We start from the raw sequence: 14,741 nt of genomic DNA, 5'->3' as shown, positions 1-14,741 counted from the left end.
GGTCGCTTATGGCAAATCCAAAGATCAAATCCAGCGCCCAAACCGCGAAAAAGTCAAATGCGACCGCAGGCCGCAAGCCGGCGGGAAAGAGCCTTTATTCCAAAGCGGACTTGGAAGAGATCTTCCGGCGTTTCTCCATCCAGCGGCCGGAACCGAAGGGCGAGCTGGAGCACGTCAATCCTTTCACGCTGGTCGTTGCCGTGGCGCTTTCAGCGCAGGCGACTGACGCCGGCGTCAACAAGGCGACGCGTGCCCTCTTTGCCGTTGCCGATACCCCGCAGAAGATGCTCGATCTCGGCGAGGAGCACATCCGCGAATATATCAAGACGATCGGCCTTTACCGCAATAAGGCGAAGAACGTCGTGGCTCTGTCGGAAAAGCTGATCACGGATTTCGGCGGCGAGGTGCCGCGCACCCGCGAAGAATTGATCACCCTGCCCGGCGTCGGCCGCAAGACCGCGAATGTCGTGCTTTCCATGGCCTTCGGCCAGGCGACGATGGCCGTCGATACACATATTTTCCGCATCGCCAACCGGCTGCTATTGGCTCCGGGCAAGACGCCCGACGAAGTCGAACAGCGGTTGATGAAGATCATTCCCGACCAGTATCTCTATCATGCGCACCATTGGCTGATCCTGCATGGCCGCTATGTCTGCAAGGCACGCAAGCCCGAATGCGAACGCTGCGTAATCGCAGACCTCTGTCGCTCCCCGGAAAAGACCTGGGACATACCTGCTCCTCTGGTCGAACTTCCGCCTCAGATCATCGGAGCGGAAGCGGCGAGCTAAGCCTATCTTGACCGCACCTTCGCCTCCCTGTGCGAGATCAGCTTGTGCAGATGTACCATCATGCCGGCAGCAAAGAGCGGCGTCAGCAGATTGAGCAGCGGGATCGCCAGAAACGCCGCGATCACCAGGCCGGCCAGGAAGACCGTGAGTGCGTGCTTGACGCGGAATTCCCGCGCCTCGTCCGGCGAGCGGAAACGCATGGCGGCAAATTCGAAGAATTCCCGCCCCAGCAGATAGCCGTTCACCAGAAAGAAGGCGACGAGATTGACGCCCGGAATGAACAGTAGGAACAGCGCCACGATGTTGCCGACGATGACGACGCCGAGAAAGCGTAGGGAACTCTTCATCGCCGCGACGATTGGCATTGCCGTTCCCGGCGCATCACCAGGATAGTCGCGCTTTTCCACCACTTCGGCGACGTCGTCGAGAAATAAGCCGGCAATCAGCGCCGTGACCGGTGAAATCAGCAGCGCCATCGCCAATGCCAATGCAATCCCGGCGAAGATGGCAAGAAGGAATGCGAGCCAACCCGTCCAATCCGAGGTGGATGGCATGAAGCCCTGCAGCCAAGGCAATACGAGGAAATTAAAGACGCCCCGCAGGACGAACCACAGCACGAGGAGCGCCAGCAATGTAAGGCCGAGTACCTTCCAGAAAACTTTGCGCGTTTCAGGCGCAAAAAGATTCTCGAAGGAGCGGCGGGCGGCAAGGCCAATCATTCGTTCTACCTCTCTTAGTGGCAAATGGACACTTAAGAAACGGTTGTATCGATATCAATATCCCGCAGAGATATATGAATGTAACAATTAAAAATTTGAATTATTGTAATACATTTTGCACTAATATATTCTGTACGCCACATTAGGAACAACAACCGCAACAAGAACGGCGGCCCGATCAAAATTGAATAGCCAATTGGCGTAGAAATTGGCGCAACATAACATCGAAAAGACCATCAAAGAGGCGCAAAACTTGGAAGACCTTAGCCAGAAACTTAGACAATATATAAAGATCGGCACTCCGGCCGAACGAAGAATTGCTAAGTATTTCTCCGAGCATTTGAATGAACTACCCTTCGAGACGGCCTCCTCCGTTGCCGACAGGCTGGAATTGAGCCCGATGACGGTAGGTAGGTTTCTGCGGTCGCTCGGCTACCACGGTCTCGATGGGATAAAGGTGCACCTCAAGGAGAATGCGCCCGGTATCACATCGCAATTGCCCAATATCCTGGAACAGTTGCAGAAAGATGCGAGCGAAGGGCGCCCGCTTGCGACGCAGATTGCCGAACAGATCGAGATGCTGCAGCATATCTACAACCTCGCCGGCCAGCCGCAATGGCGCGACGCGGTTTCGACAATTCTGTCCTCCGGACATGTCTTTGTCACCTCTCACCCGAGTCTCGCAGGGATCGGTCGCTATTTTCGCGATCGCCTGACCTTCGCCCGCGATCAGGTCCTTTTCCTTGACGGCGCCAATGGCAGCTACATCGAGCTGTTCGGCGAGCCCGCCGAAGACGGATTGCTTGTCGTCATCGACTCCCCGAGCTTTGTCACCTCACGGCTTCTGGCTCGCTCGGCTCGTCGGGCAGGCTACAAGGTATTGCTGTTAACTGGACAATTCACGGAATGGGCGCATGAATTCGCAAACATCACGCTGTCCCTGCCGCCGCAGCGCGCCAACAGCCGCGAAAATCTTTCAGCCATAATGGCGCTGCTGGAATATCTGGCGACTTCTGTCGCTCACGCCGCGGGCGAAGCGGCGGAAACGAGGACGCGCCGCATAGAAGAGCTTCAGGGCATGTTCGCCCAGGCACCGCTCCGGTAATCCGCCTATTCCATGGCATCCAGCTCCGCGCGATGGCGATACATGGCGAGGAAACGTCGGTAGTCACGATCGTAGAGTTTCGTCTTTTCGGCATTCGGCAGCCGCTCATGACCGCCCGGATACATGGCGGCGCCGGCAACGCCGAGGCTTTCGTGAATCCCGCAGGAGACGGAAGCTGCGATTGCCGTGCCAAGCAGCACGGTTTCGTTCATCTTCGGGATGACCACCTTGCAGCCGGTCACGTCCGAGTAGAGTTCCATCAGCACCGAATTCTTCACATGGCCGCCGGCGACGTGCAGCGTGTCGGGCACATAGCCATAATCCCGCATCCGCTCCAGGATATGGCGAATGCCGAGCGCAATGCCGACGCTGGTGCGCCAGTACAGCCGGCAGAGGCCATCGAAGGACGCATCCAGCGTCATGCCGCTGATGACACCCAACGCATGCGGATCGGCAAGGGGAGAGCGATTGCCGTGAAAATCGGGCAGCACATGGATACGCCCGCCAAGGGAATCGCCCTCCGCACGCCTGAGCTCCGCAATCCGCCGGACGATACGATCGTGCAACGCCGCTGTCGGCGGCCCACCGGCCGCATGCATGCTGACGATATGATCGAGCAGTGCGCCCGTCGCCGACTGCCCGGCCTCGGCGAGCCACATCCCCGGGAAGACAGCCTCGTAATATGGCCCCCACATGCCTGTGCTGCGCTTGCGCTCGCGCGCAAAGGAAACGACACAGCTCGAGGTTCCCGCAATCAGCGCCAGTTGATGTTCCAACGTGGTGGCGTCGCCGGCATGGGCTGCAAGCGCGCCTAGCGCGCCCGCGTAGGCGTCGATCATGCCCGCACCGACATGGCATTTACGGTCGAGACCCAGCGCGTGCGCCGCCTCGGCCGTCAGTGTGCCGATAGACCGTCCAACGGCAACGCTCTCGTCAGGCAGGCTGCCGCGTTCGCGCAGATCGCCAAGGCCGATCACATTGAGGAAATCGGCCTGCCAGCCCGGCTCGCGATGCGCAAGATAGTTCCATTTCGCCACCAGCGTCGAACGCGACCGTGCAAGCGAACCGGTCGCCTTCCATGTCATGAAATCGGCGAGGTCGAAAAAATAGCCGGCCTCAGCCCAGGTTTCCGGCAGGTTTTCCTTCAGCCACATCAGCTTCGGCATTTCCATTTCGGGCGACATGAAAGCGCCGGAATATTCAAGAACCGCATGCTTCGTCGCCGTGCAGTAATCCGCCTCAGCCAACGCCCGATGATCGAGCCAGACGATGGTGTCGAACCTTTTCTCGCCGCCGGTGGAAACGGTGAGCTGCCCGCCATCGCGGTCACGCACGACCAGCGAGCAGGTCGCATCGAAGCCGATCGCGCCGATGACAGAGGAGTCGACACCGGCAGCCTTTACCGCTGCGCGAACGACGATGCAGACGGCAGTCCATATGTCTTCAGAATCATGCTCGGCGTGGTTTTCACGCGGGCGATTCATCAGGATCGGATGTTCGCTTTTACCCAGCAGTGAACCGCTCGCGGTGAAGACACCAGCGCGCGCGCTGCCTGTGCCGATATCGACCGCAACCACGTGATCACGCATGCAAAAGAGGTCCCGCCCACTTATCTCTTGTTGCGGACAAGTTGTATCAATTCCGGCATCGCGTCAAACACGACTTCCGGCGAAAGCTGCTCCAACTCCGCCCGGTAACTCGGCGAATGGGCATGCGAACCACCGGTGAAGGCAAAGACCGTCATGCCGGCCGCACGCGCTGCCGTGATGCCCGCCGGGCTATCTTCTACGACGATGCAATCCTTCGGCGGCACGCCCATCTTTTCGGCCGCATAGAGGAAAAGATCCGGCGCCGGCTTGCCGCGTTTCACCATGCTGGCACTGAATATATTCGGCTCCAGTCTGTCCAGCAGTCCGGTCACGCCGAGCGAGAGGCGGATGCGCTCCAGCTGGCTGGACGAGGCGACGCAGCGCGGCAGCGAAAGCGCATCCAGCGTCGCGCCGATACCGTCGATCGGCTTCAGCTCATGCTTGAAGCGTTCATAGAGATCGTTGCGGATGCGGTCGAGAAATGCCTGATCGATAAAGACGTCGAATTCCGTCTGCATCGTATCGACGAGCGTCGCCAGGCTCTTGCCGAGGAAGCGGCTATAGACATCCTCTTCGCTCATCTCTACGCCGACATCATGCATCGCCTGAATGAGCACGCCGACCGACAGCGGCTCGCTGTCGACAAGCACACCATCGCAATCGAAGATTACGAGCCCTGTTCCCGCATCCGCCATCACAGATCCAACCTGAATTCTATTCGTAGCCCTGTCATGCCCGAAACACCGGCGGGACAATGGAAAACGGCCGGAACAGGAGAGGTCCGACCGTTCGAAATTATTCCGCGAGTTTGTTGTCCAAGTATAGCTGCAGGGTGACGCGGGTACCCTTTTCCCACAGCGTTTTCAGTGCATGCGCAAAGCGCTTGCGGAAAAGATCGGATTTGGCGACATCTCCGAAGATGTCGTCGAACACGAGGAAGGCATTCGGATCGTCCTTCGCCTTGAGGGCCGCCTCATGCAGCCGATCGGCGCTGGCATCGTTGAAGACGATCTCCTTGCCGCTGTCGCTCTTGCCGGCGAAGTAACGGCACCACAACGCCGAAACGAGCGCGAGGCCGACAATATCCTCGCCGCGGCGGAGACGATCGGCCGTCGATGGCAGAATGAATTTCGGCTGGCGGTTCGAGCCGTCCTGCGCCAGCCGCGGGATGGTATCGGCGATCTTTGGATTGGCGAAGCGGTGCTCGATCAGCTTGAAGTAATCCGCAAGCACGGTATTTGGCACCGGCGGGATGACGGGGATGATCTCGTCATTTTCGAGCTTGGCCAGAAAGGCGCGGATCAGCGGCTCTTCCATGGCTTCATGCACGAAATGAATATCCATCAGCGCCGCCGGATAGGCGATGGCCGCATGGCCGCCATTGAGGATGCGAATCTTCATGTGCTCATAGGGAGTGACGTCGGGCACGAAGGTGACGCCGACCTTTTCAAGCGGCGGACGATCGGCCGGGAAATTGTCCTCCAGCACCCATTGCTTGAACTCTTCGCAATAGACCGGCCAGTTGTCTTCGATATCGAAAACGTCCTTCAGGAGATCGATCTCACGCGCACCCGTTGCCGGCGTGATGCGGTCGACCATGCCGTTCGGGAAGGCGACGTTCGCGGCGATCCAATCGGCAAAGGCCGGGTCGGAAAGCTTTGCCGTGCCGACGACGGCGGCTTTGGTGACGCCGCCATTATGGGGGATATTGTCGCAGGACATGACGGTGAAGGGCGGCAGGCCGGCAGCGCGACGCGCCTTCAGACCGGCGACGATCAGGCCGAACACCGTCTTCGGCGCATCCGGGTTCTGCCCATCGGCCACGATTGCCGGATGGGCGGGATTGAACTTGCCCGAGGCATCGATGAAGTAGCCACCCTCGGTAATCGTCATCGAGACGATGCGGATTGTCGGGTCAGCGAGCTTGGCAATGATCGCCCTGGCGTCGCCGACCGGCAGGATGTCGATCATGGGCGCGGTGACACGCGCAGCCGTGCGGTTGTTGTCCTGCTCGACAACGGTCGTCAGGAAGTCCTGGGCGGCCAGCTTTTCACGCATGGCTGCATCCGACGGCAATACGCCGGCGCCGATGATCGCCCAGTCATGCGCCTCGCCCGTATTGAAAAGGTCGTCGAGATAGATTGCCTGATGGGCACGATGGAAATTGCCGACACCGAAATGCACGATACCAGCCGAAAGCGACTTCCGGTCATAGGCAGGAATGGCCACCTTTGCAGCCGCCTGCTGGAGAGTTGCGAGCGATAATTTGCACGTCATGTCTCTGGTCCTTCTGAAAGGTCTTGGCTCCGGGCGGCAGGGAAACCCGCGCCGGCTGGTATGCTTGACCGGTGCACGCAGATCGATGATGCGAACCGGAACAGATGCGTCGGCCGTGCCCGCTCCAGCGCACACGGCCTTGGCTTTTAAGCTGAAATCGCAAGCCCTTCGGCGTTGAACCGGTGAATATGCGCCTTGTCCGGTGTCAGGTAGACGGTATCGCCGGCCCGGGCCGGGAAATCGCCCGAGCCGCGCGCAGTCACCGTGCCGATCCCGTCAACGTCGATATGCAGGAAAGTGTCGGAGCCGAGATGCTCGGCCACGAGCACCTTGCCCTGCCAGTCGCCTGCGGTAGTCGACAGCAGGGTATGTTCCGGCCTGACGCCGATCGTGTCGCCGCCAAGGCTCTGTGCATAGGCGCCCTTGACGAAGTTCATCTTCGGCGAGCCGATGAAGCCCGCGACGAAGAGGTTGCGCGGGCTGCGGTAGAGCTCCAATGGCGAACCCACCTGCTCGATATTGCCGCGGTTGAGCACAACGATCTTGTCGGCCATGGTCATGGCCTCGACCTGGTCGTGCGTCACATAGACCATCGTCGTCTTCAGCTGCTGATGCAGCTCGCTGATCTCAAGGCGCATGTTGACGCGCAGCGCCGCATCGAGGTTCGACAAGGGCTCGTCGAATAGGAAGGCGGCCGGCTGGCGCACGATGGCGCGGCCGATGGCAACACGCTGGCGCTGACCGCCGGAAAGCTGGCGCGGCTTGCGCTCCAGATAGTCCGTCAGGTTGAGGACCCGCGCGGCATCCGCAACCTTCTTGTCGATTTCCGCCTGCGGCATGTTCGCCATCTTCAGCGGAAAGGCGATGTTCTTGCGCACGCTCATATGCGGATAAAGCGCGTAGGACTGGAACACCATGGCAAGGCCGCGATCGGACGGCTTCAGATTGGTGCCGTCCTTGCCGTCGATCATGATCTGACCGCCGGAGACGTCTTCGAGGCCGGCGATCAGGCGCAGCAGCGTGGATTTGCCACAGCCCGACGGGCCGACGAATACCACGAACTCGCCGTTATCGATCTCGAGGTCGATGGAAGGGATGACCTTGGCTTCGCCGAAGACCTTGGAGACTTGTTTGAGAACAATACTACCCATGTTTCTCTTCCTTACTTAACCGCGCCGAAGGTCAGGCCGCGAACGAGTTGCTTCTGGCTGAACCAGCCAAGGATCAGGATCGGAGCGATCGCCATGGTCGATGCCGCCGAAAGCTTGGCATAGAACAGGCCCTCGGGACTGGAATAGGAGGCGATGAAGGTGCTCAGCGGCGCCGCGTCGACCGCGGAGAGGTTGAGCGTCCAGAAGGCCTCGTTCCAGGCGAGGATGATGTTGAGCAGCATCGTCGAGGCAAGGCCCGGGATCGCCATCGGCGTCAGGACGTAGATGATCTCCTTGGCAAGCGTCGCACCGTCCATGCGGGCCGCCTCGAGGATTTCGCCGGGAATTTCCTTGAAGTAGGTGTAGAGCATCCAGACGATGATCGGCAGGTTGATGAGCATCAGCACGACGACCATGCCCACCCGGCTGGCGAACTGGTTGTTCAGGAGACCGAAGCTCTGGAACAACAGGTAGATCGGGATGAAGGCGCCGACCGGCGGCATCATCTTCGTCGACAGCATCCACATCAGGACGTCCTTGGTCCGCTTGGTCGGCGAGAATGCCATGGCCCAGGCGGCGGGTACTGCGACGAGCAGACCGAGAATGGTCGAACCGAAGGCGATGATGACCGAGTTGCCGAAGTGGAGGAAGTAGTCCGAGCGTGACTGCACCTCGAAATAGTTCTCCAGCGTCCAGTGGAAGAAGAGGAACTGCGGCGGCGAGGCAATCGCATCGCCTTCCGTCTTGAAGCTCGTCAGGATCGTCCACAGGATCGGGAAGAAGATAAGGATTGCCACGATCCAGGCGGCGATCGATACAACGATCTTGCGTTGCGTGGTGACTTTGCGTGCCATCTCAAGCCTCCAGATTCTTGCCGACTGCGCGCATCAGGAAGATCGCGACGATATTGGCGAGGATGACGGCGATGATGCCGCCCGCCGATGCGCCGCCGACGTCCTGCGACAGAACGATCTGCGAATAGACGAGATAAGTCAGGTTCGTTGTCGCCGTGCCCGGACCGCCATTGGTGGTGACGAGGATCTCGGCGAAGGCCGACAGCATGAAGATCGTCTCGATCAGGATGACGACGGTGATGGCCCGCGCCAGATGCGGCAGGATGATATAGATGAACTTCGAAACCGGTCCGGCGCCATCCATCTCGGCGGCTTCCTTCTGCTCCTCATCCAGCGACTGCAGGGCAGTCAGCAGGATAAGTGTCGCGAAAGGCAGCCACTGCCAGGCGATGATGATGATGATCGACAGCAGCGGAACCGTCTCCAGCCAGGTCAGCGGATCAAGCCCGAAAAACCGGAAGAGATGTGCCAGGAGCCCGTTCACCGGGTTCATGAACATATGCTTCCAGATGAGGGCTGCGACCGTCGGCATCACGAAGAAGGGCGCAAGCACCAGCATGCGCACGATGCCCTGGCCGAAGATCGGCTGATCAAGAAGGAGAGCCAGCGCGATGCCGCCGACGACGGTGATCAGCAACGCACCGCCGACAAGCAGCAGAGTTACGATCAGAGAGCTGAGGAAGGCCGGATCGGTGATGAAATATTCGTAGTTGAGAAACCCGAGGAAATCATGCGTGCCGGGATTCAGCAGATTGTAGTTCAGCGTCGAGAAATAGATCGTCATCACGAGCGGGACGATCATCCAAGCGAAGAGGAGCAGAACCGAAGGCGCCATCATGACGCGTGCGGTGGAACGGGTGTGCAACGTTGCCATGGCAAGTACCGACCTATCTTTAAAGGAGGGGGTGGCCGCGGACCGGCTGAAACAAAAGGGCCGCCAAGGGCAGTTCGGCGCTCGGCGGCCTAGGGGAAAGCAGTGCTCGAGAGGGTGCGCTGCTTTCCTTAGCTTCGAAGGCCCTTACTTCGGGTAGCCGGCCTTCTTCATTTCGCGTTCCGTCAGCTGCTGGGCAGCCTTCAGAGCCTGGTCGACCGATATCTGGCCGGCGAGAGCAGCCGAGAACTGCTGGCCGACAGCAGTGCCGATGCCCTGGAATTCAGGGATAGCAACGAACTGGACGCCGACATAGGGAACCGGCTTGACGGTCGGATGCGTCGGATCAGCCGAGTTGATCGAGTCGAGCGTCATCTTGGCGAAAGGTGCTGCCTTCTGGTAGTCCGCATTCGCATAAAGCGAGGTGCGGGTGCCGGGAGGTGCATTCAGCCAGCCTTCCTTCTGCGCGACCAGGTTGGTGTATTCCTTGCTGGTTGCCCAGGAGATGAACTTTTCCGCCGCTTCGGTCTTCTTCGAGGAAGCCGGGATGGCGAGGTTCCATGCCCAGAGCCAGTTGCCGCGCTTGCCGAGGCCCTTATCCGGCGCCAGGGCGAAGCCGACCTTGTCGGCGACCTTCGATTCCTTCGGATCGGAAACGAAGGAGGCAGCAACGGTCGCGTCGATCCACATGCCGCACTTGCCGGACTGGAACAGGGCCAGGTTCTCATTGAAGCCGTTGGAAGAAGCGCCCGGAGGGCCGGCATCCTTCATCAGCTTGACGTAGAAGTCGAGCGTGTTCTTCCATTCCGGCTGGTCGAACTGCGCCTTCCACTTCTCATCGAACCAGCGAGCGCCGAAGGAATTCGACATCGCCGTCAGGAACGCCATATTCTCGCCCCAGCCTGCCTTGCCGCGAAGGCAGATGCCGTAGACTTCATGGTCCTTGTCGGTGATCTTGCGGGCCGCATCGGCAACGAAGTCCCAGGTCGGTGCGTCCGGCATCTTAAGACCGGCCTTTTCGAACAGGTCCTTGCGGTACATCACCATCGAGCTTTCGCCGTAGAACGGTGCTGCATAAAGCTTGCCGCCGGTGGTCAGACCGCTGCGAATGGCCGGGAGAAGGTCATCCACGTCATAGTTCTTGTCGGCGGAAAGCTTGTCGAGCGAGGCAAGCCAGCCGAGCTTGCTCCAGATCGGCACTTCATAGGTGCCGATAGTCAGCACGTCGTACTGGCCGGCCTTGGTAGCGATGTCGGTCGTAACCTTCTGGCGCAATACGTTTTCTTCGAGCGTGACCCATTGAAGGTCGATGCCGGGGTTCTTGGCTTTGAAATCGTCCGTAAGCTTCTGCATACGGACCATGTCGCCGTTATTGACCGTCGCAATCGTGAGGGTTTCGGCAGATGCCAGGCCGGCAAACATCAAGGCCGAGCAGGCGCTCAGCAGTAAAGTTTTCAATTTCATATCTTCCTCCCAGAAGATTAAAATGAGCATTCGCTTTGCTCGTGAGCAATTACTCACTTCTTGCGACAAAATGTCAATGCAGATTCGTTGCTGCATTGCCGAGCAAGCAGCCTATCTCTTTGTTTTTATGAGTTAAATTTTTTGCTCACGCCTTGAGCAAAAATTCAGCAACTGCCTCGTCGGTGATCAAACCATTGATCTGCTGACCGACGACGGCCGCCTTGATTGCCTCGAATTTGCGCCGGCCCTTGGCGATTCCGATGACGCTGCAGGTATCGCGCGACGGCAAGGGCGCACTGGCGACGCGCTCGTTGACATCATCGGGCATGAGCTTGCCATTGCCATCGAAAACCCATCCGCAGATCTCGCCGGCAGCGCCCCGATCCATCAATGCCAGCATCTCGTCTCTCTCGAGAAAGCCGTCGAGACAGAGCGGCGCCTCGACACCCATCTCGCCGATGCCGACGAAGGTCACGTCGGCCTGCGCGCTGATATCGAGCGTCGAGCGCACCAGTGCCTGCGCATGCAACAATTCGCGCTCCTCGGCGGAAGACACCAGTACCGGCAGCGGCATGGGAAAATGCCGCGCCTTGACGACATCGGCCATGCTGAAAATGACGTTGTAATAGGCGGCCGAACCGTCGGGGCCGATATTGCCCGTCAGCGACACAACCCGGTGCTGCAGACATTCGATCGCCGGCAGCTGATCGACCGCAGCCTTCAGCGTGCGCCCCGTGCCGATCGCCAGCACGATCGGTTCGGGCCGCCGCAGCCAGCGCTCGATTTCGGCAGCACCCGCTTCGGCAATGCCGATGGTGGAGGATGTGCTGTCCGGATCGCTCGGCACGATATCGATATGCCGCAGATTGAATTTCTTCTTGAGCTCTGCCGCATATTCCATGCAGACGGCGATCGGATGATCCAGCCGGACCTTGATCAGCCGCTCGGCGACGGCAAGCGACACCAGCCGCTGGGCCGACTGCCTGGATACTCCCATCGCGACGGCGATTTCGTCCTGCGTGCGGCCGGCAACATAATAGAGCCAACCGGCTCGCGCCGCATCATCAAGCCGTCCCTGGGAATCCAGCTTTCTCGCCATCGCCTTCCTTTATCGAAACAGCGCCCTTGCCGCCATCCGGATCAAGCGTGCCTGATCACTCAGCTTCCGGCGGGATGACACCCTTGGTCAAGGTAAAACAACCGTAGAAACGGCGCTCGCCGGTCTGAATGACGCAAAAGGCATCCTTGGCACGCTCATAGAAGGCAAAACGCTCGACCGGCGTCAGCGGCCAATGCTTGCCCTCGGCTTTGTCGATCACGGCCTGAACTTCACGCTGCACCTGCGGCACCTCATCCGGCGCACCAACCACTTCCATGCGTGCCGCCGCATCATCGATGAAGGTATCGAGCGGCATTAGCGACAGGATCGCCGCAACCGCTTCGGCAGACGACACGTTGTCGATACGCAGCAGCTCGCCCAGAACGGTCTGGCTTGCCACCGATTCGGCGGGGAAATTCGTGTCGACGACAGCGAGCATATCGCCATGCCCCATGGATTTGAGTGCGTAGAGCACATCCGCATTCAACAGCGGTGAAATTCCCTTCAGCATGACCGATATCCTCCGATAGCCTCCGGCGGCACCCGTGCCGCCTCGTTCTCCGCACAAGTAACCATCGCGTTTCTGTCTGTCCATAGGTACCGGGAACGTTTTCGCTGTGTCAGCGAGCCATGAACTGTGCATCCAGTCATGGCTTATTTCAGCCGTTATTGACCCGATAGGTTCGTCGGCATTAACTGAAGTACGTTCAACGGTTGAGAGGTGCAGGTGCGCATTCTTGTGGTGGAGGACGACGACACGATCGGCGGTGCGGTTCGCGACCATATCGCGGCAGGGCCTCACGCCGTGGATTGGGTCAAGAACCTGGCCGATGCGGAAGAGGTCACCAGCGCCGTGCAATACGGCCTCGTCCTGCTGGATCTGCAACTTCCGGACGGCAGCGGCATCGATTTCTTGAAGCGGCTGCGCCGCAGGCCGGATGAAACCCCCGTCATCATCCTGACGGCACGCGACCAGATTTCCGACCGAATAGAGGGCCTGAACAGCGGTGCCGACGATTATCTCGTCAAGCCGTTCAATCTCGGCGAACTCACGGCCCGCATCCTGGCGGTTGCCCGACGGTATGCGGGCAGCCCGCAGCCGACCCTGCGCTTCGACGACCTGGAAATCGATCAACCGCAGCGCCGCGTCAAGCTGGCAGGCAAGGATGTCATCCTGACCGGCCGGGAATGGGCCGTGCTCGACCTGTTGATCACGCGGCCGGGCGCCATCGTCTCCAAGGACAAGATAGAGGAAGCGCTCTATGCCTTCGGCTCCGAGATCGAGAGCAACACGGTGGAAGTCTATGTCAGCCGCCTGCGCAAGAAGATCGGCAAGGATCGCATAAAGACGGCCCGCGGTGTCGGCTATTGCCTGGGCGAACGATGAGTGAGGCCAAAACCGCGAGCCGCGCCAGCATCACCCGGCGTCTGATCACTGCGCTGACCGGCACGGTCGTCATCTTCTGGCTGATCGCGGTCGGCATTGGCGTTTATGTCGTCAACAAGGAACTCTCGGAAACCTTCGACGGCGCATTGCAGGAAACCGCCGAGCGTCTACTGCCGCTGGTGCTCGACGATCTCGCCAACCGCGACCATTCCGGCGATCCCCAGAGCCTGGAAGCGCTCAACAAGGGGCTGAACCGCGAATATCTGACCTACCAAGTGCTCGATGGGAACGGCAAGGTCATCCTGCATTCCCACGATGCCCCTCCAACCGCCTATGAGGTGCCGCTGGCAATCGGCTTCCACAATACATCACGATACCGGATCTATACCGAATCCTCGGCTGATGGGACGATCTTCCTGCATGTCGCCGATGCCTTCAAGAATCGCCGCGAGGCATTGCGCGAGAGCGGCGTCGCGCTGCTCTGGCCGCTGCTGGCGCTCATTCCGGCGAGCATCATCGCCATCGGCATCATCGTTGGCCGATCGCTGCGGCCGATCGACCGCCTGCGCTCCGAGATCGCCACCAAGGACGGCGGCAACATGGCGCCGCTCGAGAGCGAAACGCTGCCGCTCGAACTGCAGCCGATCGCCCGTTCCGTCAACCTGCTGCTCGAACGCCTGCGGCTCGCCCTTGAAGCGGAGCGGGAATTCACCGCCAACAGCGCCCATGAGCTGCGCACTCCGATTGCGGGAGCGCTTGCCCAGACGCAGCGGCTGATCGCCGAATTGCCGCAAGGGCAACTGGCGGAACGCGCCGGCCGCATCGAAACATCTCTCTCCAATCTCAGCCGGTTGGCGGAAAAGCTGCTGCAGCTTTCTCGCGCTCAGGCCGGTATCGGCACCGGCGACAAACCGGCCGATCTTACGGCCGTCATCGAAACGGTCATCGGCGATTACAACCGCGATACCGGCACGGCGGGCCGCGTCCTGTTGGAAAACGAGACTTCCGGGAAACTGATCCGCAATGTCGATATCGATGCCTTTGCGATCGTCATGCGCAATCTGATCGAAAACGCTTTGATCCACGGTCCGGCCGATGACGAGGTCACCGTGAGCGTTGACGATCGTACCGTCCGCGTCGTCAATGGCGGCGCCGTGCTGTCCGCCCATGAGCTTGCCGGCCTAAAGAAGCGTTTCTGGCGCGGCAAGACGAAAGCGGCGGGCTCAGGCTTGGGATTGTCGATCGTCGAGCGCATCGTTGGCCAGATCGGCGGTCATCTCGATCTGCTCTCGCCGGCGGCCGGCAGGACCGATGGCTTCGAAGCAAGAATCACCTTGCCGCTTCCAACGGATTGACGACTGCCCGCCCGGGAAGGATTGGCCCGCACCGGATTGATCTTGCAAAGACCGGCAAAGGGTGCGAGCAAGTGCGCCATGT

At 59.9% G+C, this 14,741-nt stretch carries 14 protein-coding genes; 4 read left to right on the top strand and 10 right to left on the bottom strand.

Going from position 1 to position 14,741, the window contains the following annotated elements; translation table 11 throughout:
• Window positions 1-8 precede the first annotated feature (8 nt).
• A complete protein-coding gene (gene nth / locus FHT73_RS20180) occupies window positions 9-788 on the top strand; it encodes an endonuclease III (protein ID WP_183714245.1) in 780 nt (259 codons plus the stop codon).
• A 2-nt stretch (window positions 789-790) separates the two neighbouring features.
• On the opposite strand, the gene FHT73_RS20175 is transcribed toward nth, so the two are convergent.
• On the bottom strand, window positions 791-1,507 hold the full coding sequence (locus FHT73_RS20175) for a sulfate transporter family protein (protein WP_183714242.1): 717 nt from the start codon (window positions 1,505-1,507) through the stop codon (window positions 791-793).
• Between the two features lie 253 nt (window positions 1,508-1,760).
• On the opposite strand from FHT73_RS20175, the gene FHT73_RS20170 reads away from it, so the two are divergent.
• Window positions 1,761-2,612 carry a MurR/RpiR family transcriptional regulator gene (locus tag FHT73_RS20170; protein WP_183714240.1) on the top strand — a complete coding sequence of 284 codons (852 nt, stop codon included), beginning with the start codon at window positions 1,761-1,763 and terminating at the stop codon, window positions 2,610-2,612.
• 5 nt (window positions 2,613-2,617) lie between these two features.
• Here FHT73_RS20170 and FHT73_RS20165 read toward each other — a convergent pair whose 3' ends face one another.
• From FHT73_RS20165 to FHT73_RS20125, 9 genes are all read right to left on the bottom strand, one after another.
• Complete coding sequence (locus FHT73_RS20165; protein WP_112335222.1) at window positions 2,618-4,201, bottom strand: FGGY-family carbohydrate kinase; 1,584 nt, start codon at window positions 4,199-4,201, stop codon at window positions 2,618-2,620.
• A gap of 20 nt (window positions 4,202-4,221) precedes the next feature.
• A complete protein-coding gene (locus FHT73_RS20160) occupies window positions 4,222-4,896 on the bottom strand; it encodes an HAD family hydrolase (protein ID WP_183714237.1) in 675 nt (224 codons plus the stop codon).
• Window positions 4,897-4,996: 100 nt separating this feature from the next.
• A complete protein-coding gene (locus FHT73_RS20155) occupies window positions 4,997-6,478 on the bottom strand; it encodes a mannitol dehydrogenase family protein (protein WP_183714234.1) in 1,482 nt (493 codons plus the stop codon).
• 146 nt (window positions 6,479-6,624) lie between these two features.
• A complete protein-coding gene (locus tag FHT73_RS20150; protein ID WP_112410065.1) occupies window positions 6,625-7,629 on the bottom strand; it encodes an ABC transporter ATP-binding protein in 1,005 nt (334 codons plus the stop codon).
• An 11-nt stretch (window positions 7,630-7,640) separates the two neighbouring features.
• The gene (locus FHT73_RS20145; RefSeq protein ID WP_075851745.1) at window positions 7,641-8,483 is read right to left on the bottom strand and encodes a carbohydrate ABC transporter permease; all 843 of its coding nucleotides are present in this window, start codon (window positions 8,481-8,483) and stop codon (window positions 7,641-7,643) included.
• 1 nt (window position 8,484) lies between these two features.
• Entirely contained in the window at window positions 8,485-9,357 is an 873-nt protein-coding gene (locus FHT73_RS20140; RefSeq protein ID WP_112602949.1) for a sugar ABC transporter permease, read from the bottom strand.
• 144 nt (window positions 9,358-9,501) lie between these two features.
• Window positions 9,502-10,818, bottom strand: coding sequence for a sugar ABC transporter substrate-binding protein (locus FHT73_RS20135; protein ID WP_183714231.1), 1,317 nt, complete (start codon window positions 10,816-10,818; stop codon window positions 9,502-9,504).
• 145 nt (window positions 10,819-10,963) lie between these two features.
• Window positions 10,964-11,917: a sugar-binding transcriptional regulator gene (locus tag FHT73_RS20130; RefSeq protein ID WP_112602951.1), complete on the bottom strand. Its 954-nt coding sequence runs from the start codon at window positions 11,915-11,917 to the stop codon at window positions 10,964-10,966.
• Window positions 11,918-11,972: 55 nt separating this feature from the next.
• Entirely contained in the window at window positions 11,973-12,428 is a 456-nt protein-coding gene (locus FHT73_RS20125; protein ID WP_015341211.1) for an RbsD/FucU family protein, read from the bottom strand.
• A gap of 216 nt (window positions 12,429-12,644) precedes the next feature.
• On the opposite strand from FHT73_RS20125, the gene FHT73_RS20120 reads away from it, so the two are divergent.
• Together FHT73_RS20120 and FHT73_RS20115 are read left to right on the top strand one after the other, a co-directional pair.
• Window positions 12,645-13,304, top strand: coding sequence for a response regulator transcription factor (locus FHT73_RS20120; protein WP_015341212.1), 660 nt, complete (start codon window positions 12,645-12,647; stop codon window positions 13,302-13,304).
• Entirely contained in the window at window positions 13,301-14,659 is a 1,359-nt protein-coding gene (locus FHT73_RS20115) for an ATP-binding protein (protein ID WP_112602953.1), read from the top strand. Before FHT73_RS20120 ends, FHT73_RS20115 begins: the two co-directional genes overlap by 4 nt.
• Window positions 14,660-14,741: the final 82 nt, after the last annotated feature.

This window comes from Rhizobium sp. BK098, assembly GCF_014193155.1.
Lineage (GTDB): Bacteria > Pseudomonadota > Alphaproteobacteria > Rhizobiales > Rhizobiaceae > Rhizobium.
The sequence above is the reverse complement of the archived record's forward strand: the minus strand, read 5'-3'. Positions and strand labels throughout refer to the sequence as shown.

What these genes read in the sequence shown, in the direction of transcription:
- nth (WP_183714245.1), top strand. Translation starts at nt 9, where the DNA reads ATGGCAAATCCAAAGATCAAATCCAGCGCCCAAACCGCGAAAAAGTCA.
- FHT73_RS20175 (WP_183714242.1), bottom strand. Translation starts at nt 1,507, where the DNA reads ATGATTGGCCTTGCCGCCCGCCGCTCCTTCGAGAATCTTTTTGCGCCT.
- FHT73_RS20165 (WP_112335222.1), bottom strand. Translation starts at nt 4,201, where the DNA reads ATGCGTGATCACGTGGTTGCGGTCGATATCGGCACAGGCAGCGCGCGC.
- FHT73_RS20160 (WP_183714237.1), bottom strand. Translation starts at nt 4,896, where the DNA reads ATGGCGGATGCGGGAACAGGGCTCGTAATCTTCGATTGCGATGGTGTG.
- FHT73_RS20155 (WP_183714234.1), bottom strand. Translation starts at nt 6,478, where the DNA reads ATGACGTGCAAATTATCGCTCGCAACTCTCCAGCAGGCGGCTGCAAAG.
- FHT73_RS20150 (WP_112410065.1), bottom strand. Translation starts at nt 7,629, where the DNA reads ATGGGTAGTATTGTTCTCAAACAAGTCTCCAAGGTCTTCGGCGAAGCC.
- FHT73_RS20145 (WP_075851745.1), bottom strand. Translation starts at nt 8,483, where the DNA reads ATGGCACGCAAAGTCACCACGCAACGCAAGATCGTTGTATCGATCGCC.
- FHT73_RS20140 (WP_112602949.1), bottom strand. Translation starts at nt 9,357, where the DNA reads ATGGCAACGTTGCACACCCGTTCCACCGCACGCGTCATGATGGCGCCT.
- FHT73_RS20135 (WP_183714231.1), bottom strand. Translation starts at nt 10,818, where the DNA reads ATGAAATTGAAAACTTTACTGCTGAGCGCCTGCTCGGCCTTGATGTTT.
- FHT73_RS20130 (WP_112602951.1), bottom strand. Translation starts at nt 11,917, where the DNA reads ATGGCGAGAAAGCTGGATTCCCAGGGACGGCTTGATGATGCGGCGCGA.
- FHT73_RS20125 (WP_015341211.1), bottom strand. Translation starts at nt 12,428, where the DNA reads ATGCTGAAGGGAATTTCACCGCTGTTGAATGCGGATGTGCTCTACGCA.
- FHT73_RS20115 (WP_112602953.1), top strand. Translation starts at nt 13,301, where the DNA reads ATGAGTGAGGCCAAAACCGCGAGCCGCGCCAGCATCACCCGGCGTCTG.